Raw genomic sequence first — 22538 nt, 5'->3', positions numbered from 1 at the left:
GATACTTGCTGCCTGCGGGGCCGTTGGCGCGCTCTTTACGGACGCGAGCCGGGGGTGTAGACATTCAGGGCGTGTAGCTTGGCCGCCGGCCCTTGCCGGGGCGCACGCTGGAGCGAGAGATGGCGCAAGACATTCGAATAAAAACAGCTGCCGATCCACTGAACGAGTCGCGGCAATACCGTCTGAGACTGGCCAGCGAAGGCGAGCTGCCCCAGGGCGTGCTGCGCGACGAGATCGATGCCTCGTGGCGGCGCAGCCTCGGCCACGGCCTCAACTGCCTGGAAGACGAGCAGGCCGTGCTGGAGCAGGGCCATGACCTGCAACTGCTGCTGGACAGCAACCGTCTGCTGATCGACGCGGCCACCCCGGAGCTGGAATACCTGGTCAGCCAGCAGGGCAAGGGTGGGTTGATCATCCTCGGCGACGCCCAGGCCAATGTCCTCGCCATCGAGGGTCAGACGGAATATCTCAAGGACTTCGGCCTGCGCGACCTCAGGCCAGGCAGCTGCTGGAGCGAGTCCCTGCGTGGCACCAACGCCATTGGCACGGCCGTCGTCGAAGGCCGCCCGACCCTGATCAACTGCGGCGAGCATTACCTCGACCGCCTGAGCCCGTTCTCCTGCACCTCGGTGCCCCTGCGTGATCCCCAGGGCAGGGTGGTCGGTGTGCTCGACCTGACCCGCCAGGGCGTCATGGCCCAGCCCCAGGACAACCTCGCCACCCTGATGCTGGCCGCCGGCAACATCGAGAGCCGCATGTTCGGCCTCTGCTACCCGGATCACCTGGTGCTGGCTTTCCACCACCGCCCGCAATACCTCGGCAGCGCCTGGCATGGCCTGCTGGCCCTGAGCCTGGACGGCGAAGTGCTGGCTGCCAACGACCGCGCCTGCGACCTCCTTCAGATACGCCGCGAATCCCTGGTGAGGCGGCGTTCAAGCGAACTGCTCGGTGAGCGCTCGCCGCAGTTCATTGCCCGCCTGCTGCAGGGCGGGGTGAGCAGCGTGCAGACCGCCAAGGGCGAGTTCTACTTCCGCGCCCTGCAGGTGCCCCGCCACACCAAGCTGGGTGCTACCGCGCCGGCCGCCAAGGCCCCCACCGCACAGAAGCCCCAATTGCTGGAGGAACTGGCCGGCCGCGACAGCCGCTTCGCCCGTGCCCTGCGCATGGCCCGCCAGGGGCTGGCCAACGACCTCCCGGTCCTGCTGCTGGGCGAAACCGGCACCGGCAAGGAGGTGGTGGCCCGTGCGCTGCATCAATCCAGCCCGCGTGCGGACAAGCCCTTCGTGGCGGTGAACTGCGCCGCCATCCCGGAAGGCCTGATCGAATCCGAACTCTTCGGCTACCGCGAAGGCGCCTTCACCGGCTCGCGCCGGGGCGGCATGGTGGGCCGGCTGATGCAGGCCCACGGCGGGACCCTGTTCCTCGACGAGATCGGCGACATGCCCCTGAGCCTCCAGGCGCGCCTGCTGCGCGTGTTGCAGGAGCGCCGGGTAGCGCCCCTCGGCGCAGGCGAGGAGCAGGAGATCGACGTGGCGGTCATCTGCGCCACCCACCGCGACCTCAAGCGCCTGGTGCAGGACAAGCACTTCCGCGAGGACCTCTACTACCGCGTCAACGGCGTCAGCCTGCGCCTTCCGGCCCTGCGCGAGCGTGACGATCTGTCCGGGATGATCAGCGGCGTCCTGCACAAGTTCGGCGCCGCTGACGTCAGCCTGGACAAAGACCTCGGCGAGCTGCTGTCCGGCTATGACTGGCCGGGCAACATCCGCCAGCTGGAAATGGTGCTGCGCTCGGCCCTGGCCATGCGGGAGGAGGGCGAGACCGTGCTGGGGCTGGACCATCTCACCGACAGCCTGCTCGACGAACTCACCAGCAGCTGCCGCCAGCCGGGCAGCATCCGCGAGAACGAACTGGAGCTGATCCGCGCCGCCCTGGACCGGCACCAAGGCAACGTCTCCGCCGCCGCCGATGGCCTCGGCATCAGCCGCGCGACGCTGTATCGCAAGCTGAAGCAGTTGCGGGGATGACATTTCCTGTAGGAGCGAATAGTCCTTGTAGGGGCGAATTCATTCGCCAAGGGCAACGCAGTTGCCCCAGATATCCATCGCCAGACCTGCGGTCTGCTTGGCGAATGAATTCGCCCCCACAATGAACCTGCAATCCCTGGCCTTTACTCGATGACCCGCCTCTTCCTCAAACTGGTGGAAACCAGCGACCCCGACCTGCTGCGCCGTTCCCTGGCCTGGCTCTACGGCTTCGTCCGCCCGCAGCTGCGCGCCATTGTGGTGCTGCTTGGCCTGTCCCTTGCCGCCTCCCTGCTGGTGCTGGCCCAGCCCTGGCTGACCAAGACCCTGATCGATGACGGCCTGCTGGCCAGGGACTTCGGCAAGCTGGTGCAGGTGGCGGTGGCGATGATCGCCGTCGGCATCCTTGGCACCGTGCTCTCCGGCATCAACCGCTACCTGCATACGCGGCTCTCCGGGCGCATCCTCTTCGCCCTGCGCGATGACCTCTATCGCCATCTCCAGCAACTCTCGCCGGCCTTCTACGGGCGCAAGCGCATCGGCGACCTCCTTTCCCGGCTGGATGGCGATGTCGCGGAGATCCAGCGCTTTGCCGTGGATTCCCTGTTCTCGGCGGTCTCCAGCGTGATCGGCCTGCTCGGCGCCGTGGCGCTGATGCTGATGCTTTCCTGGCAGTTGTCCCTGCTGCTGGCGCTCCTGATTCCCATCGAAGTTGTCTGGCTGCGCTGGATGCGGCGCAAGGTGGAGCGTGAAGTGCGCAGCCTGCGCGAGCGTTCGGCGGATGTGTCGTCCTTCCTCGTCGAGACCCTGCCGGCCATGAAGTTCATCCAGGCCGCCGGCCAGCAGCGGCGCGAATCCCAACGCCTGGAATCCCTGGGGCAGGGCTACATGAGTCAGCTGCTCAAGGTACAGGTCACCGAATTCTTCACCCATGCCGTGCCCGGCACCCTCACGTCGCTGTCCCGCGCCTGCGCCTTCCTGATCGGGGGCTATTGGGTCATTCAGGGCACCTGGCAACTGGGCGCGCTGATCGCGTTCTCCACTTACCTGGGCATGGCCGTGGGGCCGGTGCAGAGCCTGCTGGGCCTTTATGTCGCGTTACAGCGGATGACCGTCAGCCTCGGCCGGGTGATGGAGCTGCAACAGGAACCGGTGCCGGTACGCCAGCCCGAAGCGCCAAAACCCATGCCGGAGGGCAAAGGCGAGCTGCGTCTTGAAAGCGTGCATTTCGCCCACGAACAACGCGCCGGTGCGGTGCTGCGCGGGGTGGATGCGCTGCTTCCCGCCGGCTTGAAGGTGGCCATCAGCGGCACCTCGGGCGTCGGCAAGTCCACCCTGATCGACCTGCTGCAACGCTTCTACGACCCGGACCAGGGCCGCGTGCTGCTGGACGGCGCCGACCTGCGGGAACTGGACCTCTTCGCCCTGCGCCGGCGCATCGCCGTGGTCAGCCAGGACATCGTGCTGTTTCGCGGCACCCTGGCCGAGAACCTTGCCTACAGCGCCCCCGACGCCAGCCGCGAAGCCCTGGAGCAGGTCGCGCGCCTGGCCCGCCTGGACAGCCTGATCGAATCGCTGCCCCACGGCCTGGACAGCCCCCTGGGCGAGCGTGGTCAGCAGCTTTCCGGCGGCCAGAAGCAACGCATCGCCATTGCCCGCGCGCTGTTGCAGGACCCGCTGATCCTGGTGCTGGACGAGGCCACCTCGGCGGTGGACGAAGCCACTGAGCGTGAGGTGATCGCCGCCATCGACCAGTTGTTCGCCGGGCGCACGCGCATTCTGATCAGCCACCGTCCTTCGACACTGGCCCAGGCCGATATTGCCTTCCGCCTGGAGCTCGGTCAGTTGCACAGCCTGGAACCCGAGCAGGTGAGCCATGGCCACTGAAGTCGCCATCGGCATCATCGACAGCGGCTTTTCGGCAGAGCAGGGCGGGCGCGTCGCTCAGGCCCGGCGCTTCTGGCTGGAAGGCGGGGAACTGAAGGAGGGCGACACCCAACCCGATGCGCTCGGCCACGGCAGCGTGGTGCTGGACACCCTGACACGCCAGAGCGGTCCGGTTCGCCTCTGCGTCGCCCAGGTCTTCGGTGACCGCTGGCAGACCAGCCCGCTACAGATTGCTGCCGCGCTGCACTGGCTGGTGGAACAGGATGTGGCCCTGGTCAATATGAGCCTCGGCCTGCGCAACGACCGTCCGGTGCTGCGCGAAGCCTGCGTGGTGGCCCAGACCGCTGGCGTCCTGCTCTGCGCCTCCAGCCCGGCCCAGGGCGAGCCGGTGTATCCGGCGGCCTACCCCGGCGTCATCCGCGTCACCGGCGATGCCCGTTGCGCGCCGGGGCAATGGTCGTGGCTGAACAGCCCCCAGGCCGACTTCGGCGCCCACGTCGCCGCCGCCAATGGCGTGGCAGGTTCCAGCGTGGGCTGCGCGGCCCTTTCCGGCATCATCGCCGGCTACGTGCTGGCCAACCCCGGCAGCAACCGAGACGCGGTGCTCCAGTGGTTGCACGACGGTGCCGCCTTTATCGGCCCGGAGCGCCGTGGCCATGACTGAGATCGTCGTACTCGGCGCCGGCCCGGCCGGTGCGGCGGTGGCCCTGGGGCTGAAACGGCTTGGCTACGCCGTGCGGGTGGTCAGCGAATGGCGGCGCTTCGCGGCGGTGGAAGGCGTTTCCCAGCGGGTGCTGGATGGCTTGCGTCAGGCAGGATTGAACCGCGCCCTGGCGTGCGCCGCTGCGCCCTCACCCAGGCGGGTGCTGTGGAATGGTGACGGCCAGTCCATCAACCAGGAGTGCTTGCTGGACCGCACGCGGTTCGACGCCGCGATCCGCGAAGACCTGCAAGCCGCTGGCATCGAGGTGCTGGAGGCCCGCGTGTTGCGGGTGGAGAGCACCGATGACGGCCATCTGATCCACGTCGAGCCTGGTGAACCATTGCGGGGTGATTTCCTCGTTGAAGCCCGTGGCCGTCAGGCGCCCCTGGCCGGTGGCCGCCTGCGTGGGCCAGAAACCCTGAGCCTGCTCAACCAGTGGCAGGACGCACCGGGCCATCCGGGCTCGGCAGTGGAAAGCGTGCCGGATGGCTGGGCCTGGATGGCGCGCCTGGACGATGGCCGCTGCTACTGGCAGATCACCCTGGATGCCCGCGATCTATCCCCCAAGGACCAGTTGCCGGAATACTGCGCCCAGCGTCGTGGCGAGTCGGCCCTGGTGCGCGAGCTGTTTGGCGAGGCGGCGCTGCAACCCGCCAGCCTGCACGCCCGCAGCAGTACGGCCATCCTCTTCCACGAGGCCAGCGGCGCGAATTGGCTGAGGGTAGGGGATGCGGCCATGGCGGTGGACCCGTTGTCCGGCAACGGCATCTTCCAGTCCCTGTCTTCGGCTCTTCAGGCGCCTGCGGTGATCAACACGATGATCAAGTGCCCCGAGCGCGCGGAACTGGCCCGGCAATTCCACCAGCGCCGGGTCGAACACCTTTTCCTGCGCTTCGCCCGCACCGGCCGCGACTTCTACGCGCTGGAACAACGCTGGCCCGACCAGCCCTTCTGGCGTGACCGATGCACCTGGCCCGATGTCGAACCCATGCACGCTCCCGCCGATTTCAGCCAGGTGCGGGTGGAGCGGGCACCGGTCATTCACGACGAGCTGATTGAAGAAGTGGAAGTCGTGGTAACGGCCGACCAGCCTCTCGGCATCTGGCACCTGCAAGGCCTCGAACTCGCCCCCATCGTCACCGCCCTGCGGCGCGGCGAACTGAACCAGGCCCTGACTGCCCTGCCCGAACAGCAGAGGCGAATGGTGCAGGGCTGGCTCCTGTCCCAGGGCTACCGCCCCTGAGCAGCCCAAGCTCTATCCATCCGAGCTTGCGCCAAGGGCATTTCGTAGGCTGGTGCTGAGCCTGCGAAGCCCAGCGATGTGCAGGTTGTTGGGCCTCGCTGCGCTCGGCACCAACTTACGGGGGCGCCCCCTTCGAACGTGGATGTTCACTCGCGAATGTCGAGATGACGTCCAGCGAGTCTTCAACCCTCAGCCCACGATCCGTTTGATCAAGTCTCCCGTCGACTTCACCGCGTATTTTTTGAGCAGGCTGCACCGATGGATGTCCACGGTCCTGGGGCTGATGCCCAGGCGTTTCGCCGCTTCCTTGCTCGTCAGCCCATCCACCAACAGTGCGGCCACCTCCCGCTCGCGTGCGGTAAGGCTCACTTTCTGAGCGCGGATGTGCTGTTCGTGCTCATCCACGTCAGTGAACACCCAGGCCGCCAACTCGTAGGGATTGTGTTCGTTGAAACCATGGCCTCGGACCGTGACCCAGAAGTGCGTGCCATCCAGGCGACGCATGAGGCGATCATCATGAAAATCGGCATGTTTGGATAATAACGGGCCAAAATGCCGCGCCGCATTTTCAAAGTCTTTCCGCTCGGGATAGAGCACGGCAAAAGATTCGCCTGACAGTTGTTCGCGGGTCGCCCGAAACATGTCGAGTGCGCGTGCATTGCACTTCACTATTGTGCGATTCCGGGCAACGATCACCGCCACTGGCAAATGATGAAAAAGATGATCCGCGTCGAGCAATCCCTCTTCGAACATCAGTGATTTCCTCCTGAACCGCATGACCGAAAACGTTCTGGGAGCAGGTCCGATCACCTAGGTGATCGGAGAGCCTGGCCCGCTCTACGCTGCGTCCCTATGATGACACCACGCTGATTTTTACAACACGCCGCCACTATCCGGTTGGGGCAATTACTTGCCGCCGGCGGTATTTAAAAGCGCGTGAAACATAGAAACCAAACCATATCAGCCTTGCACTGAACACTCTGTGCGCCATCCATTCACTGCCCATCCTATTTAATTAAAATAATTCAGGAGAGGAAGGTAATGAGCAAAGCAATAACGGTATCTCCCGCCACGCTTCGAAAGGTAACCGCTGCGGCAGCGGTAGGTAACTTCGTTGAATGGTTCGACTTTGCGGTCTATGGATTTCTCGCCACGATCATCGCCAAACAGTTTTTCTCAAGTGATGATCCCAACGCCGCCTTGCTGCAGACCTTCGCGGTCTTCGCCGTTGCCTTTGCCCTGCGGCCCCTGGGCGGGATCGTGTTCGGCGCGCTCGGGGACCGCTTGGGTCGCAAACGCGTACTTTCGGCGACGGTCCTGATGATGGCAGGAGCCACCACGCTGATCGGCCTGCTACCGACTTACGCCAGCATCGGCTTGCTGGCTCCGGTCCTGCTGACGCTCACCCGCTGTGTCCAGGGCTTTTCTGCCGGCGGCGAGTACGCCGGGGCCTGCGCCTACCTGATGGAGCACGCGCCGAATCACAGACGGGCCTGGTATGGCAGCTTCCTCCCCGTATCGACCTTTTCGGCGTTCGCCTGCGCGGCGGTCACGGCCTACCTGTTGGATGCCAGCCTCTCACCCGAAGCGATGAGCGAGTGGGGCTGGCGAGTGCCGTTCCTGGTGGCGGCGCCGTTGGGTGTGGTCGGACTCTATCTGCGCTGGCGGATGGAGGAGACGCCGGCATTCCGCCTGGCCATGTCCGAGCAACAGGAACATGCCCATTCGCCATTGCGGGAAACGCTGGGGCAACAGAAGGGCACGATCCTGCGGCTCGGCGCCTTCATCTCGCTGACGGCGCTGTCGTTCTACATGTTCTCCACCTACTTCGCGACCTACCTGCAGGTTGTCGGGCACCTGAGCCGGGCTCAGTCGCTCATGGTCTCGACCGTGGCCCTGCTGTTCGCGGCGGGTGCCTGCCCGGCGGCGGGTGCCTTTTCGGACCGCTTCGGCCGCCGCAGGACCATTGGCGTGGCCTGTCTGTGGGTGATTCTGACGGTCTTCCCCGCCTATTGGCTGGCCAGCTCCGGTGACCTCCTGGCAGCGATCTTCGGGGTCATCCTGCTGGCCGTGGGCGCCGTGCTGTCCGGCGTCGTCACCGCTGCGCTGCTGTCCGAAGTCTTCCCCACCCGCACGCGCTATACCGCCTCGGCCATGACCTATAACGTCGCGTACACGATTTTCGGCGGCACCGCGCCGCTGGTCGCGACATGGTTGATCAGCCAGACGGGCAGCAGCCTGGCGCCGGCCTTCTACCTGGTGCTGATTGCACTGCTGGCCCTGGCCGGCGGACTGGCACTGCCGGAAACCTTCCGTATCTCGTTGCACGATGAGCCGGACGCGACGCCCAGCGATTCATTGAAACGCGTTCGAACCCCCGCCTGATTGGCGAGTAGAAGCGCGCCAGGAATCCGCACGGTTGTGCGCAAGATGATGGGCTGAAACCGGGTAGGAGCGAGGGGGCCCCGAGCGCTCGCTCCTGCAGACACTCCCGCATGGGAGCGTCCGGGTTCAAATCACTTCGCCGCGGCTCACGCAGGCCGCTTGCCTTCGCGCACCCTCGCGCACAAGGAAATGATGAAGTCCCGCAGCGCGTCCCGCTCCACGATTCCCAACTCTCCTCGCTGGTAGGCGGCGTCGATCAGGCCAATGCAGTAACCGTCGTACTCTTCACACTGATCAGCCGCCGAGTAGGCAAGATTGGCCACGGCGGCGTAGAACGGCTTTATCGCGCCGGTATCCAGGCCATCGATCATTTCCCGCAGCTCGACCGGGATCAAGGCGGCTCCGGCGGCGGCCCGGTCTTCGGCGATTTCATGGGTCCAGGAGTAGCGATCAGTCATGCGCGAGGCCTCCAAAGGTGTTCGGTGAAACCAGGTTCTTGAAAGAAGAGGGTAGACCAGCGCCTCCTACCGGCTGCAGCCCGCCTGGCTCCGTAGGTGTACGGATGGCCAGCGCCCGAGGCCGCAAGGCATGATGTCGGCCGTGAAGCCCCTGACGATTCCCCGCACGTTCCTGCTCTGGCTGGTCCTGTTTAGTCCCGTTGCTGCCTGGATCGGCTGGCAGGACTACGCCGACCGGTACGAGCGCTTTTTCCAGGACACCAGCATCGCGCAGCGCATGCTCAGCCAGAAGACTGTGCAGCACGAAGCGGTGCTGGCCACGCTGGCGGCGCTGTCGCATCCGCCCATTCCCCAACGCCTGCTTCCCAGCCTGCAACCGTCCATGCCGCAACTGCTGGGGCTGGGCTTCCTGCGCGACGGGGCCTGGGCAGGCAGCACGGCCTCCCCGCCGGGCCTCGTAGCGGCAGTCGAGCAAGCCCGCCAAGTGGGACGGCCCGTCACGCTGCCGTTGGACGAGGCCCGCTATTGGCTGGTGGCCCCGTCAAGCTGGAGCTTGTTGCTGGACGCGCGACTACTCATACCCGCCGCCGACTTCCCACCCTCACTCGCAATGCTGACGCTGGACCTGGGGAAGGGCCCGCTCATGTTGCTGGCGCGCCAGTCCACCGACGGCCCACCGGGCTGGAAAATCGACCTGCACAAACCGCTGGGCGCGGTCAGCCAACCCTTTCCCCTGCACAGCTGGCGCACGCTGACGGCCACGGACTGGCCCTGGGTGGAGTGGCTGGCCTGGGCGGCCGCCAGCTGCCTGCTGGCGGCGGGTACCGCTGCCTGGCAACGGTCGCGCGCTGACGCGAGGCGGCAGCAGGAGGCGGTCCGCCTGGCGGCGATGGCGCGGTTGAGCACCCTGGGGGAAATGGCCGCCGGCATTGCCCATGAGCTGAACCAGCCGCTCACCGCCATCCTCGCGCAGGTACGTGCCGCCGAACGCCTGCTGGATGACGAGGAAGAACGCCCAGCGGTGCGTCAGGCCCTGCTCGCCAGTGCGGGCCAGGCTCGCCGCGCGGCCGACATCATCAGCCGCATGCGCGAGCTGGTGAAGCCCAGCTCGCCCTCGCCACGCACCGCAGTAGACCCCGATGCCCTGGCGGCTTCGCTGCTGTTCCTGCGTGAAGACGAGCTGGCACGTCGGGGCATCCGCTTGATGTGGCACAACTCCAGTCCGGGAGTCCGCCTGCTGGGTGACCGGGTGGCGCTGGAACAGATCCTGCACAACCTGGTCCAGAACGCCGCAGACGCGCTGGCCGACACGCCTGGCAGCCGGAACATCGTCCTGAGCGGCGGTGTGGAGGGCACCGACTATGCGTTCAGCGTCAGCGACAACGGCCCAGGCATCGCCGATGAGGCATTGCCGCGACTGTTCGAGCCGTTCTACAGCACGCGACCACAAGGCATGGGGCTGGGCCTGGCACTGTGCGAAACGCTGGCCGGTGCCATGGACGGCCGCATCGCCGTGCGCAACCTTGATCCCGTGGGCGCCTGCTTCACATTGCGCCTGCCCCTGGCCGGAGCCCCTGCATGAGCCTCCCTGCACATTCCCCGTTGGTGTATCTGGTCGACGACGACGATGCCGTGCGCGACGGGCTGGCGCTGCTGTTGCGCAGCGTCGGGCTGCGCAGTGAGGGCCATGGCGATCCCCAGGCCTTTCTCGCGTCGCTGTCACCACAGGCCATCGGTTGTGTGGTGCTGGATATCCGCATGCCGGGGATTGGTGGGCTGGATGTGCTGGCAAGGCTGGCGGAGGGTTCTGATCTGCCGGTGGTCATGCTGACCGGCCACGCCAACGTCGATTTGTGCCGCCGTGCTTTCAAGGGCGGTGCCATGGAGTTCCTGCAGAAGCCGGTGGACGACGACGTCTTCTTGGATGCGGTGCAGGCCGCCGTGCGCAGCCATGTCGCCAGTCGCGAGCGCCAGGCGGTGACCCAGGCCGCCGTCGAACGGCTGGCGCGCCTGTCCGGGCGCGAGCGTGATGTGCTGGCGCGCATCGTCCAGGGCATGAGCAACAAGGAAATCGCGCGCGAATTCGATCTGTCGCCGCGCACCGTGGAAACCTATCGCGCCAACGTCTTCGCCAAGCTCGAAGCCGACTCGCTGGCGCAGCTCATCCGCCAGTACGCGACCCTGCTGGATTCGCCGTCTCCGTAGCACTACGGAGGCCGGCGCGTATTCGGGCGAATACCGAGGCAAGCGCCCTCTGGCCACACTGGCTACTCCTGAAATCGATCCACGAAAAGGACGTAACCATGCCCCGTTTCTCCCTTGCAGCACTGCTCTGCGGCCTGACTTTCGCCGGTGCCGCCACTGCTGACGTACTGAAGGAAAGCAATATCTCGACCGCCGACGCCCAGAAACTGGCCGCTGCCACTGTCGCCGCCTGCCAGGCCAAGGGCTACAACGTGAGCGCGTCGGTCGTGGACCGCGCGGGCCTGCTGAAAGCCTTCGCCCGTGCCGACAACGCCGGCCCGCACACCATTGAAGCCAGCCGTGCCAAGGCGTTCACCGCCGCTTCCGCCAAGACGCCGACCCTGACCATCATGGAAAACGCCCAGAAGAACCCGGGCGCCGCCAACCTGGCCGACATTCCGGGCTTCCTGCTGCTGGGCGGCGGTGTTCCGGTCAAGGCCGGCGATGCCGTCATCGGCGCGATCGGCGTAGCCGGCGCCCCGGGCGGTCACCTGGACGCGCAGTGCGCCGACGCCGTCCTGGCCGAGAACGCCGCGCTGTTCAAGTAAGTAGCCATTGCGCTGCAGGGATTCGTAGGGTGGGGGGCTGCGCTCCGCAGAGGTACGAATCCCATGCGGACCCCCGATTGATGGGTTTCGCTTCGCTCTACCACATCCTACGTATCCCTCCGGCCTTCTTCGCAGTAGGTAGGATGGGTTGAGGCACGAAACCCATGCGGGGTAGGGGTGATGGGTATCGCAAGCTCCACCCATCCTGCGTCTGTCACAGCCTACACAGCCGTCACGCAGCTTTCCTGCAGGCAAAAAAGACCCGCCATAAAGGCGGGTCATAAGCCGTCCAGCTAAATCGTCAGTTGGCGTCGCTGATCCCGTCGTCGATCTCGATGCCTTTGTCGCGCATCTGCTTGATCAGGCCTGCGCGGGTCTCGGGCAGGTTGAGCAGGGCGACGCCGCGGATTCTCGCCACTTCTTCCTCGGTGTAGGGCTTGTAGTCGTCCGGCACGCTCTTGCCGGCGATGCCGTCCTTGCGCATCAGCCAGTTGATCAGCTCGGCCAGTTGGGCGTTGTTCAGCGCCGACTGGGACATGCCCGGCACGCGCACGAGGAACTCACGGCCGCCTTCTACCTTGAGGAAGTTGCCGACGAAGTCCTTCATCTTCGGCGTGTCGTTGGCCCTGGAGCCGGTGCCGTCGCCCAGGTGGCAGCCGGCGCATTGCAGCTGGTAGTTCACCGGGGTGCTGTAGCCGGCTTGGGCAATCGGCTTTTGCAGCGCTTCGTTGCCCGGCGCGTGTTTCTGGTTCGGGTCCGGGATGGCGCGGGCCATGGCGGTGGGGGCTGCCATGGCGCACATCAGTCCGGCAATCAACAGGTAACGCATGGCAGCCCTCCGGCGGGTCAGACCGCGACGCCGCGGATGATGGAGACGGTGCAGTGGTAGATGTGCGACTTGGCCGCCAGGCACCAGTTCACGTCGTTGTTGTTGAACGGACGGTAAGCGGGTTCCTCACTGTCGTTGCGGGTGCAGGCGCACTGGGCGCAGCTGTGCTTACCGCAGCAGTCGTTGTAGGAAATGATGTAGTCCTTGCCGTCAGCCGGGTTGCGGCAGGTGCCGATCCAGGTCACCTGGGACGCCTCGGTGCCCGGCGGGCAGGAGGTGACCGAGCCGCCGCAGCAGCTGCACAGGAAGCCGTCGATGGAGCAGTAGCGCCAGTAGTCGCAGCTGTTGGGATCACCCGGATCGCCGGCCTTGGGGGCTTCGGCGGCCAGGGCCTTGCTGGTGCGGTCGATGGGCAGCAGCACCGGCAGGGCGGCACCGGCGACCATCAGCGAGCCCAGGCGGGCCAGGAGTTTACGCCGCGACGTGGTGTCGGCCACATGGCGCGTGGAGCGTTCGAACAGGCGGTCTAGCAGTTTCATCGGGTGCTCCCTTCCTTAGTGGTTATGTGCGCCGTGGGCGTGCGAGTGGTTGTGCAGGTACTGCTGCAGGGTGGCGCTGCCCAGGTGCTCGGCCTCGAACAGGCTGTCCAGGTGCTCGCGGGAGTTCACCAGGCCCTTGGAGCGCAGCACACCGGCCTTGTCGATCAGCGCGGCGTAGGGGAGCTTGCCGATCTGGTAGGTCATGCCCACTTCCGGGCCAACCACGTAGGTGGCGTCTTCCAGCTTGTGCTCGGCGATCAGTGCCTGCTGGGCGTCCATGTCGCCGTCGCTGACGTAGACCACTTCCAGGCGATCGGCCTGATCCTTGGCGATGGACTTGATGGCCGGCAGCAGGGATTTGCAGATCGGGCAGGTGGGCGAGAGGAAGAACAGCAGCTGGGCTTTCTCGCCGGCATAGCCAAAGTTGACCGGGCGGCCGTTACGGTCGGCAGCGGTGACTTTCGGAGCGGGTTCGTTGACGGATACGCCTTTGTCGACCATCAGCGCGCCGGCCGGGGCCAGACGGCCGTGGAGTACGCCGATCTGGCGAACGAGGCCCATGACGGCGAAGGCCAGGGCAATCAAGAGGCACCAGAGCAGGACGTTGGAAACGATCAGAGCTTCCATATTTCACCTTCCAATAAGTTTGAGCAGACGGGGGCTGTTGGCCATCAGGCCATCAGCGGCGGCATAAATGAGCAGGGCCACGGCAGCGGAGGCGATCACGACGAAGCTGTCGAACACGCCCAGGTCGCGGCTGTGGGGGGCGAGGCTGGCGACCAGCGCCAGGCTCACGAGTACGGCGTTGCGGGCCAGCAGCACCGGGCGGATCGGCTGGGCCTGTTCGGGCCCTGCGCAACCGCAGTCGATGTCGCGGCGGCCGCGCCACAGGTTGATGGAGATGGCCAGCGCGTAGCCGGCCAGCAGCGCGGCCGCAGCCAGGGCGGCAACGTGACGGCTGGCGGGCACGAGCAGGGCGAAGGCCACGGCCACTTCGACTAAGGGCAGTACCCGCGATACCGGACGCACCAGACCACGCGGCAGCAGTTGGTAGTCCTCCACCTGGTTGGCGAAGCGCGCTGGCGCACGCAGCTTGTGGGTCGCCGCGCTGGCCAGGATCACCGCAACCGCGAGGGCGGCGGCGATGACGAAGATGGGATCAGGTTGCATGGCTGCACCTCGTCAGTGGCTGAGGACCTGGATCGGCGTCTTGGCAACGTGCTCCATGGTCCCGGTGTGCTTGCCGCTGGTCAGGTCGAAGACTTCCAGGCCGCCGGCGATGTTGGTGCCCAGCAGCAGGGGCTTGTCATCCTTGGTGGCGTGCAGGCTCCAGATCGGGTTCGGCGCTTCCAGGGTGCCGATGCGCTTGTGGGTCTTGAGGTCGTAGACCCAGACGATGGGGCTCGGGTCTTCCCACTTCATCGGCTCGTGGGCGTCGTGCATCAGCACATAGAGACGGTTCAGCTTCGGCGCCACGGTGATCAGCTGCCAGCCGCCAGGGGCCCAGCCGGCCTTCTTCTCGGCGGCGTCGCTCACCAGTTCCCAGGCTTCGAGGACCTTCGGCTGCTTGCCGGAGAAGTCCACGCCGCGCACGGTGCCGGTGGTGGTGACGAAGTAGTAGGTGTCACCCACGTTGTAGGCGCGCTCTACCAGCTTCTCGGCGTTGGGGTCGAAGAAGGCGGTGTGGGTACGGGCGATTTCCTTGCCTTCGTCGTTCAGCGTCACCAGTTGCACGCTGCCGTCGCCGCAGAGGGAGGCGAAGGCGCGCTTGCCGACCGGGTAGTTGAGCACGCATCCGGGGATGGCGAGTTCGGCGGTAACGGCCTTGGCCTTGGTGTCGACCACGGTTACCGAGGTGGACGGGGTGAAGTTGTAGACGTAGACGAAGCGGTCATCCGAGCTGGTGCCCAGGGCGTAGCGCTGGGTCAGGGTTTCGGCGCGCTTGGTGGGGATCAGCACTTCATAGGAGGGAGACAGAGTGCTGGTGTCCCAGGCGGTCAGCACGTCGGTGCGGGTACCGCGGGTGCCACGGGAGTAGAACAGGTCGGCGGTGAACAGCGTCTTGCCGTCGCGGCTCAGGGTAGAGGGCGCGGCGAAGCCGGTGGGCACCATGCCGAGCACCTTCTTCTGCTCCGGATCGACCACGGTCACGCGGCCGGCGACGAAGTTCTCGAACTCCACGTCGACGACATAGGCACGGTGCGGTTCCGGCGGGAAGGGCAAGGTGGTCTGGCCGATGCCTTTATCGGCCGGCAGCTCGGCACTGGCGTGACCGAGGCCGATGAGCGAGACGCCCAGGGCCAGCGTTGATTGGGCGAGGATCCTGGTTATTCGCATAGGGGCGGCTCCCTGAATTATTGGAATGGATCGCGGGTGCGGGCAGAAATCTGCAGTCCTAGTCTGCCGCCGGACTGCGGCATGGAGCTTGTTGTCCGTGCCAACCCCTTGTGTGCCTGTGCCATTAGTTGTGGCTGGCTGCCAGCGGTCGGAGACCCGCCAGAAAGCATAGTCGCGCGCGTGCTTGTGCCGCGTCTGACGGAGGAGGGGGTAATTTGGCTGGCCAGCTGCGGGCTGGCCCGGCAGGGGATGCAAGTAGGATGGGTAGAGCGGAGCGAAACCCATCAGCCTCGGTAGATGGGTTTCGCAGGCTTGCGGAACGTCGCCCGACCCATCCTGCGGTGCTGGCCTGGCGGAGTTGGCAGCAGGGGAGGCCAGCAGGATGGGTAGAGCGGTTCAGCGCAGGGCGATCAGGTTCCCGACTTCAGCTTCGTCCAGGCGCGGGTGCGGGCGCGCTCGGCGGTGCGCTGCAGGGGGCTCAGGGTGAAGAGCGTGGCCTGGGCTTCGGCGGTGGGGTAGAGGTTGGGGTTGTTGCGGATGTCCGGGCTGACCAGGGCGGTGGCGTCCTTGTTCGGGTTGGGGTAGCCGACGAAGTCGCTGACCGGGGCGATCACCTGGGGTTGCAGCAGGTAGTTGATGAAGGCGTGGGCGTCTTCGGCGTTCTTCGCGCCTTTCGGGATGGCCAGCATGTCGAACCACACGGGCGCGCCTTCCTTGGGCAGGCGCATGTCGACCACAACGCCGTTCCCGGCTTCCTTCGCGCGGTTCGCCGCCTGGGAGAAGCTGCCGGAGTAGCCGACCGCCACGCAGATGTCGCCGTTGGCGATATCGGCCATGTACTTGGAGGAGTGGAAGTAGGCGACGTTGGGGCGGATCTTCTGCAGCAGTTCGCCGGCCTTTTCATAGTCCTTGGGCTGGTTGCTGTTGGGCGGCAGGCCGAGGTAGTGCAGGGCGATGGGCATGATCTCCGACGGCGAATCCAGCAGGGCCACGCCGCATTGCTTGAGCTTGGAGATGTTCTCTTCCTTGAAGATCAGGTCCCAGCTGTCCACCGGGGCGTTCTCTCCCAGGGCCGCCTTGACCTTGGCCGGGTTGAAGCCGATCAGCACGGTTCCATACATGTAGGGCACGGCGAAGCGGTTGCCCGGGTCGTTGGCCTCGATCAGCTTCATCAGCTGCGGGTCCAGGTGGTTCCAGTTGGGCAGCTTGCTACGGTCCAGCGGCTGGAACACGTCCGCCTGGATCTGCTTGGCGAGGAAGACGTTGGACGGCACCACCACGTCGTAGCCGGAGTTGCCGGTGAGCAGCTTGGCTTCCAGGGCTTCGTTGGTGTCGAAGATGTCGTAGATCAGCTTGGCGCCGTTCTCTTTCTTGAAGTTCTCCAGCGTCTGCGGGGTGATGTAGTCGAACCAGTTGTACACGCGCAGGGTGCGTTCTTCGGCCATGGCGCTGGTGGCGAGCACGCCACACAAGGCGGCGCCGAGGAGGCGGGGGAATGTGTGCTTGATCAATTGCGGCAACCTTTGATGAGGAGGGCTTTTGTCGGCCCCAAGCCGATAACTATCTGCTCAGGTCGCATATATGTAAGCAATTGCCGCGCCATATAAGCTTTAAGGCCGATATGTGTCGATTTTGACGGGTTGATCGAGCGTAGTGCGGGAGTGGGGGATTACCGAGCGTAACGGGGCTGGCACCGGGCTACCCATTCGGGCGCATCGAAATGGGGCGAAATCTGTGCTCGGGCCCCGCTTTCAAGCGGAGTCGGTAACCCGGAAATCGCGGTCAGCTACCGGCTACCCGCACCAGCTGCCAGGCGGCGAAGCCCAGCAGGAAGACGCCTGCGAAGCGGTCGATCCAGATCATCGTCCCCGGCTCAAGGCGGTGGCGGACGGCGGCCACGCCCAGGCTCAGGGCCAGCCACCAAAGGGCCGAGCCGCAGAATACGCCCAGCACCATCACCAGGCCGGACCCTGCGGACAGGGCCTCGCCGCCGGACAAGGTGGCGAAGATGGCGATGAACGACAGGATGGTGAGCGGGTTGCTCAGGGTCAGCAGGTACACCGAGGCGAAGGCTGGCAGGGCCCGGACCGGATCACTGGCGTGAGCGGCGCGCTCCGGTGGTGTGGCGCGGAGCATTTTCAGGCCCATCCAGGCCAGGAAGAGGGCGCCGGCCAGGGCCAGGGGCGTGGCCAGGGCGACGAAGGCGCGGGTGATGGCACCGATGCCGAAGGCGCCCACGGCGCCGTAGGTGGCATCCGCCGCCGCCGCGCCCAGGCCGCTGATAAAGCCGATGCGTGCGCCGTGCCCCAGCGTGCGCTGGATGCACAGCAGGCCGATGGGCCCCACCGGGGCGGCGATGGACAGGCCGATCAGGACGGATTTCAGAAACAGCAGGGCATCCATTCGGAGGCTCCGGTGGCAGTGGACCTGGGCAATAGTCTGCGCTGCACTGCGACGGGCATGAATGCAGGGATTACGGTAGTTTTGGGTGGTTGCCTGAAATATTCACGAAATTCACCGGGGAGGCCTGAGAATCATGGAGCTGGATGCGAAGTCCTGGAAAATCCTGCAAGTGGTGCAGAGCGAGGGACGCATTTCCCTGACTGACCTGGCGGCACGTGTTGCCCTGTCCCTGCCGGCCACGTCCGAACGCCTCAAGCGCCTGGAGGAGTCCGGCGTGATCGAGGCCTACCGCGCGACGGTCTCGCCGGAGAAGGCCGGCTACCAGGTCATGGCGCTGATCGGGATGACCACGCCGCAACCGCAGAAAGCCCGGCTGATTGCGCAGTTGCAGAAGCTGCCGGAAGTGCTGGAGTGCTTGCACGTCACGGGGCAGGACTCCTTCATCCTGCGGGTGGCCACCCGGGATATCCGTCACCTGGAGCGCTTCGTCGGCAGCATCAACCACTTCGGCGAGACCCGCACGTCCATCGTCATGTCGGCGCCCATTCCCCTGCGCGGGCTTGAGCCGCCGCGGGAGTGAGGCCTGCACTCGCTCCACCGTAGGGTGTGCCATGCGCACCCTACGGTCCGCCAGGTACTGGAGTCATGTCACGAAGGAGAGCGAATAAAGGCAATCTGCCATACGGTCTAACCGGTCGATCAGACTTTGTTTAGAATGCGACCCATTTATTCGCCCTCATCCAGGGCGGAATCTCCGCTTGATAGGTTCTTCATGCTCACGGGCAGCTTCGACTATTCCCTTGTTCTTATTTCCCTGCTGGTCGCCATCCTCGCGTCCTACACGGCGCTGGATCTGGCCGGGAGGGTGGCCAGCAGCCAAGGACGTGGCGCGCTGATGTGGATTGGCGGCGGGGCTGTCGCCATGGGCATTGGCATCTGGTCGATGCATTTCATTGGCATGCTCGCCTTCAGCCTGCCCATTCCCCTGGGCTACGACCTGCCATTGACCCTGCTGTCGCTGTTGATCGCCATCCTCGTCTCGGGGTTCGCCCTCTGGCTGGTGAGCCAGCCGGAACAACCGCTCTGGCAGTTGCTCTGCGGCGCGGTGACCATGGGGGCCGGCATCAGCTCCATGCATTACCTGGGCATGTATGCCATGCGCATGACGCCGGGCATCGACTATGACCCGGACCTGTTCTATCTCTCGCTGGGTATTGCGGTGGTCGCGTCTGGCGCGGCCCTGTGGATCGCCTTCCGTCTGCGGCGAGACACCCCTTATGTGCGTCTCTCGCGCGCCGGCGCTGCCCTGGTGATGGGGGGAGCGATCGTCGGTATGCACTACACCGGCATGGCGGCGGCCAACTTCCCTCTGGGCAGTGTCTGTGGCGCGGCCATCGAAGGGCTCGACAGTCGCTGGCTGGCCAGCCTGGTGATAGCGGTCACCTTGGCGGTGCTGGCCATTGCCCTGCTGACTTCGATCCTGGACGCCCGACTGGAAACGCGCACTGCCCAGCTCGCCACGTCCCTGGAGCGGGCCAACCAGGAGCTGACGCACCTGGCGCTGCACGACAACCTCACCAGGCTGCCCAACCGCACCTTGCTGGAAGACCGCATCGACCAGGCCATTCACACGGTCAGGCGCACGGGCGGCTGCTTCGGTGTGCTGTTCATGGACCTGGATGGCTTCAAGCCGGTCAACGACGCCTTCGGCCATCACGTTGGCGACCTGCTGCTGCGCGAAGTGGCCCAGCGCCTGCGTGACAACCTGCGCGCCGACGACACCCTGGCGCGCATCGGCGGCGACGAATTCGTGCTGCTCGCCGGCCTTGGCGAACCGAACGACGCGGTGACCCTGGCCAGTGACCTGGTGGCCCTGGTCAGCACGCCCTTCGAGGTGGGCGACCAGGAGCTGCGGGTGTCCACCAGTGTCGGCATCGCCCTTTATCCCGGCGACGGCACGACCCGCGAAGAGCTGCTGATGAACGCGGACGCCGCCATGTACCACGCCAAGGGCGCGGGCAAGAACGGCTACAGCTTCTTCGAGCAGTCGATGAACACCAATGCCCGCAACCAGCTGCAGTTGATTCACGACCTGCGCCACGCCCTGGACGCCAATGAGCTGGTATTGCACTACCAGCCCAAATTCGCCGCCGGCGACAACCAGAAGGTGATCGGGGCCGAGGCGTTGCTGCGCTGGGCGCATCCGCGCCGGGGCTTGTTGATGCCTGAAGAGTTCATCGAGCTGGCGGAGAAGACCGGCCTGATCATCCCCATCGGCAACTGGGTGCTGAACGAGGCCTGCCGGCAAATGAGCCAGTGGTACGCCGATGGCCACCGTGACTGGCGGGTAGCGGTGAACCTCTCGGCCTTGCAGTTCTGCCATGCCGGGCTGATCGACAGCGTGGCCCTGTCGCTGGAACGCCACGGCCTGCCGGCTAACTGCCTGACGCTGGAGATCACGGAAACCGTCGCCATGAGGGACGCCGACACCAGCCTGGCGATCCTCCGCCAACTGGCCGAGATGGGCGTGGACCTGTCCATCGACGACTTCGGTACCGGCTATTCGAGCCTGCTGTACCTCAAGCGCCTGCCGGCTAACGAGTTGAAGATCGACCGTGGTTTCGTTCGCGACCTGGAGCACGACAGCGATGATGCGGCGATCATCTCCGCCATTGTTGCCCTGGGCCAGGCACTGGACCTGCGCATCGTCGCCGAAGGGGTGGAAACCGAATCCCAGCAGGCCTTCCTGACCGGTCTGGGTTGCGATTTGCTGCAGGGCTTCCTGTTCGGCAAACCGGTGCCCGCCAACGAGTTCATGGCCAGCTCCGTCGCCCTGGCCTGAGGGGTGGCAGTCTGCTGTTCGGCGTGGGTTGGGGGATCGCCGGAGTCTGTCTTGGGCCGGCCCCGGAGCGGCGGCAACTAAGCTTGGGAAAACGTGGACAGGAGAGCGCCCCATGACCCCCCGTGTTGAAGCTTTCTTCGACCCGGCCACTTGTTCCTACAGCTACGTCGTCAGCGATCCGGCCAGTGACCGCTGCGCCATCATCGACCCGGTCCTGGATTATTGCGCCGCCAGTGGCCGCACGTCCTTTGTCGGGGCTGCGCGTATCGCCGACTACGTGCGGGCGCAGGGGCTGGTGGTCGACTGGCTGCTGGAAACCCATGTTCACGCCGACCACCTGTCTGCCGCCGCCTGGCTCAAGCGCGAACTGGGTGGGCAGCTCGCCATCGGAGGGCAGATCACCCAGGTCCAGCAGCGCTTCGGCAAGCTGTTCAATGCAGGCCAGGACTTCGCCACCGATGGCCGTCAGTTCGACCGCCTCCTTCTGGATGACGATCGCCTGTCCATTGGCTCGCTTGAGCTGCGGGCCTTGCACACGCCGGGTCACACCCCGGCCTGCATGACCTACCTGGTGGGCGATGCCGCCTTCATCGGCGACACCCTGTTCATGCCCGACTACGGCACCGCCCGCTGTGATTTCCCAGGCGGCGATGCCCGTTCCCTGTACCGCTCCACCCGGCGCCTGTTCGAGCTGCCGGACGACACCCGGCTCTTCATGTGCCACGACTACAAGGCCCCCGGCCGTGACGACTATCGCTTCGAAACCACGGTGGCCGAGCAGCGGGCGCGGAACGTCCACGCCCATGAAGGCATCGATGAAGAGGCATTCGTGGCCATGCGCACCGCGCGGGACGCCACCCTGTCCATGCCGGCGCTGATCCTGCCGGCAGTGCAGGTGAACATGCGCGCGGGACAGTTGCCCCCGGCCGAGGCCAACGGCATCCGCTACCTGAAGATTCCCCTGGACGCTCTCTGAGCGGTGGGGCAGGGCGCTTTCCCGACGAGGGGTATGGCGTTGTGCCCCCTGAGGGACAGACGGGGCAGGCGTGCGGATGCAGGGGGGTATACTGACACGTGCAGTACTTGCAGAGTCCTCGCACCCCCGCCTTTGTGCTGTTAGCGCCTGTGCCTGCTCTGACGGACGGTGGGGTCGGCGTCTTCCGACGCTGACTCAGACACCACCGGAGGAGAGCGGCGGCAAGCCCGGCCATCCGATCACGGCCAGCGGCTGTTCACCGAGTCATCCATCCTGGGACGCCCCTCGGGGTCGCCCGGCCAGCCAACCCTTGCGACAAGGGATTTCGGTCCGTCCTGCCTGCTCTCCGTTCTGCGGCTACTCGTCGATCTGTTCGATGGGAGCCAGTGTGGAGGTTGAGAAATGAAAGGAAAAATCGCGTTAACGTTAACCATTCCCCTGCTGATATCCGCCGTTCTGGCGTCCACGGCCCTCGCTGCCACAATGGCGATTCTGGTGAGCTTCAATGGAGGAATAGGCGTCATTCCGGTCTCCAGTGGCCAGGGGACCGAGAACATTGCCACTGTGGTCAACCGCAACCTGGTGCGCGGCGTGCAGCCGCCCGGACAAATCTGGGTGATCGACGATCTTGTTGCCAAGGTGTTCGCCGATGGCCAGATCACGGTCAGGGGGAAAGGCCTGGTATTGGGTGGGGGCGACAACGTAGGCCGGGCTACTGGCCAGAGCGTATTCGCGACCCTGTTCTGTGGCGCGGTAGCGCCGTTCACGGAAAGCAGCACCAACCTGGCCGGTGTACCGCTGGCCACGGATGGGGACTTCACGATCAACGACGTCCTCACGCCGACCCCACCAACACCTTGCGACAGCCCCGTCCTGCTGATTCGTAATGCCGGCAACCTTGCCTGGTTTGCCGCTGGCATCCCGCGGGCGAATAACGTTGTGCCTGACGAGATGGAAGCTGTACCGCCGATGGACAACCCGCCGCCGGCACCGGCCGAACCTACGCCAATGCCTTGATGGTCCTGGCATTTTCCTTCGACTGGCTGCCCCCTTTCCCCTCGGGGAGAGGGACGCAGTCCTTGCACATGCCCGCTTTGATCTACTGAAGTACGACCACCGG

21 protein-coding genes are annotated in these 22538 nt (G+C 65.5%); 12 read left to right on the top strand and 9 right to left on the bottom strand.

Features of this window, described 5'->3' with window-relative positions; translation table 11 throughout:
- The first annotated feature begins 119 nt into the window (after positions 1-119).
- The 4 genes from TQ98_RS16265 (at position 120) to TQ98_RS16250 (ending at position 5857) form a co-directional block, all read left to right on the top strand.
- Positions 120-2027, top strand: coding sequence for a sigma-54-dependent Fis family transcriptional regulator (locus TQ98_RS16265; RefSeq protein ID WP_044874225.1), 1908 nt, complete (start codon positions 120-122; stop codon positions 2025-2027).
- Between the two features lie 150 nt (positions 2028-2177).
- Entirely contained in the window at positions 2178-3911 is a 1734-nt protein-coding gene (locus TQ98_RS16260) for an ABC transporter ATP-binding protein (protein ID WP_044874226.1), read from the top strand.
- A complete protein-coding gene (locus TQ98_RS16255) occupies positions 3901-4575 on the top strand; it encodes a peptidase S8 (RefSeq protein WP_044874227.1) in 675 nt (224 codons plus the stop codon). Before TQ98_RS16260 ends, TQ98_RS16255 begins: the two co-directional genes overlap by 11 nt.
- Positions 4568-5857, top strand: coding sequence for an FAD-dependent monooxygenase (locus TQ98_RS16250; protein WP_044874228.1), 1290 nt, complete (start codon positions 4568-4570; stop codon positions 5855-5857). The genes TQ98_RS16255 and TQ98_RS16250 overlap by 8 nt, the downstream gene beginning before the upstream one ends.
- 189 nt (positions 5858-6046) lie before the next feature.
- Here TQ98_RS16250 and TQ98_RS16245 read toward each other — a convergent pair whose 3' ends face one another.
- Positions 6047-6610, bottom strand: coding sequence for a LuxR C-terminal-related transcriptional regulator (locus tag TQ98_RS16245; protein WP_052659233.1), 564 nt, complete (start codon positions 6608-6610; stop codon positions 6047-6049).
- Between the two features lie 288 nt (positions 6611-6898).
- Between TQ98_RS16245 and TQ98_RS16240 the strand changes: the two genes are divergently transcribed.
- Complete coding sequence (locus TQ98_RS16240; RefSeq protein WP_044874229.1) at positions 6899-8242, top strand: MFS transporter; 1344 nt, start codon at positions 6899-6901, stop codon at positions 8240-8242.
- Positions 8243-8388: 146 nt separating this feature from the next.
- Here TQ98_RS16240 and TQ98_RS16235 read toward each other — a convergent pair whose 3' ends face one another.
- The gene (locus TQ98_RS16235; RefSeq protein ID WP_044874230.1) at positions 8389-8700 is read right to left on the bottom strand and encodes a hypothetical protein; all 312 of its coding nucleotides are present in this window, start codon (positions 8698-8700) and stop codon (positions 8389-8391) included.
- 130 nt (positions 8701-8830) lie between these two features.
- Here TQ98_RS16235 and TQ98_RS16230 point away from each other — a divergent pair, with 130 nt between their 5' ends.
- The 3 genes from TQ98_RS16230 (at position 8831) to TQ98_RS16220 (ending at position 11492) form a co-directional block, all read left to right on the top strand.
- Positions 8831-10282: an ATP-binding protein gene (locus TQ98_RS16230; protein ID WP_242443148.1), complete on the top strand. Its 1452-nt coding sequence runs from the start codon at positions 8831-8833 to the stop codon at positions 10280-10282.
- On the top strand, positions 10279-10905 hold the full coding sequence (locus TQ98_RS16225; RefSeq protein ID WP_044874231.1) for a response regulator: 627 nt from the start codon (positions 10279-10281) through the stop codon (positions 10903-10905). The genes TQ98_RS16230 and TQ98_RS16225 overlap by 4 nt, the downstream gene beginning before the upstream one ends.
- A gap of 98 nt (positions 10906-11003) precedes the next feature.
- Positions 11004-11492, top strand: a complete 489-nt coding sequence (locus tag TQ98_RS16220) for a heme-binding protein (protein ID WP_044874232.1) — start codon at positions 11004-11006, stop codon at positions 11490-11492.
- A gap of 301 nt (positions 11493-11793) precedes the next feature.
- Here TQ98_RS16220 and TQ98_RS16215 read toward each other — a convergent pair whose 3' ends face one another.
- The 7 genes from TQ98_RS16215 to TQ98_RS16185 all read right to left on the bottom strand — a co-directional run bounded on the left by TQ98_RS16215 (position 11794) and on the right by TQ98_RS16185 (position 17600).
- On the bottom strand, positions 11794-12321 hold the full coding sequence (locus TQ98_RS16215) for a hypothetical protein (protein WP_044874233.1): 528 nt from the start codon (positions 12319-12321) through the stop codon (positions 11794-11796).
- Between the two features lie 17 nt (positions 12322-12338).
- Complete coding sequence (locus tag TQ98_RS16210) at positions 12339-12860, bottom strand: methylamine dehydrogenase light chain (RefSeq protein ID WP_044874234.1); 522 nt, start codon at positions 12858-12860, stop codon at positions 12339-12341.
- A gap of 15 nt (positions 12861-12875) precedes the next feature.
- Positions 12876-13487, bottom strand: a complete 612-nt coding sequence (mauD, locus tag TQ98_RS16205) for a methylamine dehydrogenase accessory protein MauD (RefSeq protein WP_044874235.1) — start codon at positions 13485-13487, stop codon at positions 12876-12878.
- A 3-nt stretch (positions 13488-13490) separates the two neighbouring features.
- Positions 13491-14030 carry a MauE/DoxX family redox-associated membrane protein gene (locus tag TQ98_RS16200; protein ID WP_044874236.1) on the bottom strand — a complete coding sequence of 180 codons (540 nt, stop codon included), beginning with the start codon at positions 14028-14030 and terminating at the stop codon, positions 13491-13493.
- A 12-nt stretch (positions 14031-14042) separates the two neighbouring features.
- A complete protein-coding gene (locus TQ98_RS16195; RefSeq protein ID WP_044874237.1) occupies positions 14043-15197 on the bottom strand; it encodes an amine dehydrogenase large subunit in 1155 nt (384 codons plus the stop codon).
- Positions 15198-15607: 410 nt separating this feature from the next.
- Entirely contained in the window at positions 15608-16642 is a 1035-nt protein-coding gene (locus TQ98_RS16190) for a polyamine ABC transporter substrate-binding protein (protein WP_103103154.1), read from the bottom strand.
- Between the two features lie 337 nt (positions 16643-16979).
- The gene (locus TQ98_RS16185) at positions 16980-17600 is read right to left on the bottom strand and encodes a LysE family transporter (RefSeq protein WP_044874239.1); all 621 of its coding nucleotides are present in this window, start codon (positions 17598-17600) and stop codon (positions 16980-16982) included.
- A gap of 133 nt (positions 17601-17733) precedes the next feature.
- Here TQ98_RS16185 and TQ98_RS16180 point away from each other — a divergent pair, with 133 nt between their 5' ends.
- From TQ98_RS16180 to TQ98_RS16165, 4 genes are all read left to right on the top strand, one after another.
- A complete protein-coding gene (locus tag TQ98_RS16180; RefSeq protein WP_044874240.1) occupies positions 17734-18180 on the top strand; it encodes an Lrp/AsnC family transcriptional regulator in 447 nt (148 codons plus the stop codon).
- Between the two features lie 192 nt (positions 18181-18372).
- Positions 18373-20442, top strand: a complete 2070-nt coding sequence (locus TQ98_RS16175) for an EAL domain-containing protein (RefSeq protein ID WP_044874241.1) — start codon at positions 18373-18375, stop codon at positions 20440-20442.
- 112 nt (positions 20443-20554) lie between these two features.
- On the top strand, positions 20555-21418 hold the full coding sequence (locus TQ98_RS16170; RefSeq protein ID WP_044874242.1) for an MBL fold metallo-hydrolase: 864 nt from the start codon (positions 20555-20557) through the stop codon (positions 21416-21418).
- Positions 21419-21820: 402 nt separating this feature from the next.
- Positions 21821-22435 (top strand): hypothetical protein, encoded by a 615-nt coding sequence (locus tag TQ98_RS16165; protein ID WP_044874243.1) that lies wholly within the window; start codon positions 21821-21823, stop codon positions 22433-22435.
- Positions 22436-22538 lie beyond the last annotated feature (103 nt).

This window comes from Pseudomonas sp. LFM046 (assembly GCF_000949385.2).
Classification (GTDB): domain Bacteria; phylum Pseudomonadota; class Gammaproteobacteria; order Pseudomonadales; family Pseudomonadaceae; genus Metapseudomonas.
This window is presented reverse-complemented; position numbering and strand designations above follow the sequence as displayed.

Coding starts and splice junctions, on each gene's coding strand:
- TQ98_RS16260 (WP_044874226.1), top strand. CDS start 2,178: ATGACCCGCCTCTTCCTCAAACTGGTGGAAACCAGCGACCCCGACCTG.
- TQ98_RS16230 (WP_242443148.1), top strand. CDS start 8,831: ATGATGTCGGCCGTGAAGCCCCTGACGATTCCCCGCACGTTCCTGCTC.
- TQ98_RS16180 (WP_044874240.1), top strand. CDS start 17,734: ATGGAGCTGGATGCGAAGTCCTGGAAAATCCTGCAAGTGGTGCAGAGC.
- TQ98_RS16225 (WP_044874231.1), top strand. CDS start 10,279: ATGAGCCTCCCTGCACATTCCCCGTTGGTGTATCTGGTCGACGACGAC.
- TQ98_RS16165 (WP_044874243.1), top strand. CDS start 21,821: ATGAAAGGAAAAATCGCGTTAACGTTAACCATTCCCCTGCTGATATCC.
- TQ98_RS16215 (WP_044874233.1), bottom strand. CDS start 12,321: ATGCGTTACCTGTTGATTGCCGGACTGATGTGCGCCATGGCAGCCCCC.
- TQ98_RS16170 (WP_044874242.1), top strand. CDS start 20,555: ATGACCCCCCGTGTTGAAGCTTTCTTCGACCCGGCCACTTGTTCCTAC.
- mauD (WP_044874235.1), bottom strand. CDS start 13,487: ATGGAAGCTCTGATCGTTTCCAACGTCCTGCTCTGGTGCCTCTTGATT.
- TQ98_RS16175 (WP_044874241.1), top strand. CDS start 18,373: ATGCTCACGGGCAGCTTCGACTATTCCCTTGTTCTTATTTCCCTGCTG.
- TQ98_RS16250 (WP_044874228.1), top strand. CDS start 4,568: ATGACTGAGATCGTCGTACTCGGCGCCGGCCCGGCCGGTGCGGCGGTG.
- TQ98_RS16255 (WP_044874227.1), top strand. CDS start 3,901: ATGGCCACTGAAGTCGCCATCGGCATCATCGACAGCGGCTTTTCGGCA.
- TQ98_RS16210 (WP_044874234.1), bottom strand. CDS start 12,860: ATGAAACTGCTAGACCGCCTGTTCGAACGCTCCACGCGCCATGTGGCC.
- TQ98_RS16200 (WP_044874236.1), bottom strand. CDS start 14,030: ATGCAACCTGATCCCATCTTCGTCATCGCCGCCGCCCTCGCGGTTGCG.
- TQ98_RS16245 (WP_052659233.1), bottom strand. CDS start 6,610: ATGTTCGAAGAGGGATTGCTCGACGCGGATCATCTTTTTCATCATTTG.
- TQ98_RS16220 (WP_044874232.1), top strand. CDS start 11,004: ATGCCCCGTTTCTCCCTTGCAGCACTGCTCTGCGGCCTGACTTTCGCC.
- TQ98_RS16235 (WP_044874230.1), bottom strand. CDS start 8,700: ATGACTGATCGCTACTCCTGGACCCATGAAATCGCCGAAGACCGGGCC.
- TQ98_RS16190 (WP_103103154.1), bottom strand. CDS start 16,642: ATGGCCGAAGAACGCACCCTGCGCGTGTACAACTGGTTCGACTACATC.
- TQ98_RS16240 (WP_044874229.1), top strand. CDS start 6,899: ATGAGCAAAGCAATAACGGTATCTCCCGCCACGCTTCGAAAGGTAACC.
- TQ98_RS16195 (WP_044874237.1), bottom strand. CDS start 15,197: ATGCGAATAACCAGGATCCTCGCCCAATCAACGCTGGCCCTGGGCGTC.
- TQ98_RS16265 (WP_044874225.1), top strand. CDS start 120: ATGGCGCAAGACATTCGAATAAAAACAGCTGCCGATCCACTGAACGAG.
- TQ98_RS16185 (WP_044874239.1), bottom strand. CDS start 17,600: ATGGATGCCCTGCTGTTTCTGAAATCCGTCCTGATCGGCCTGTCCATC.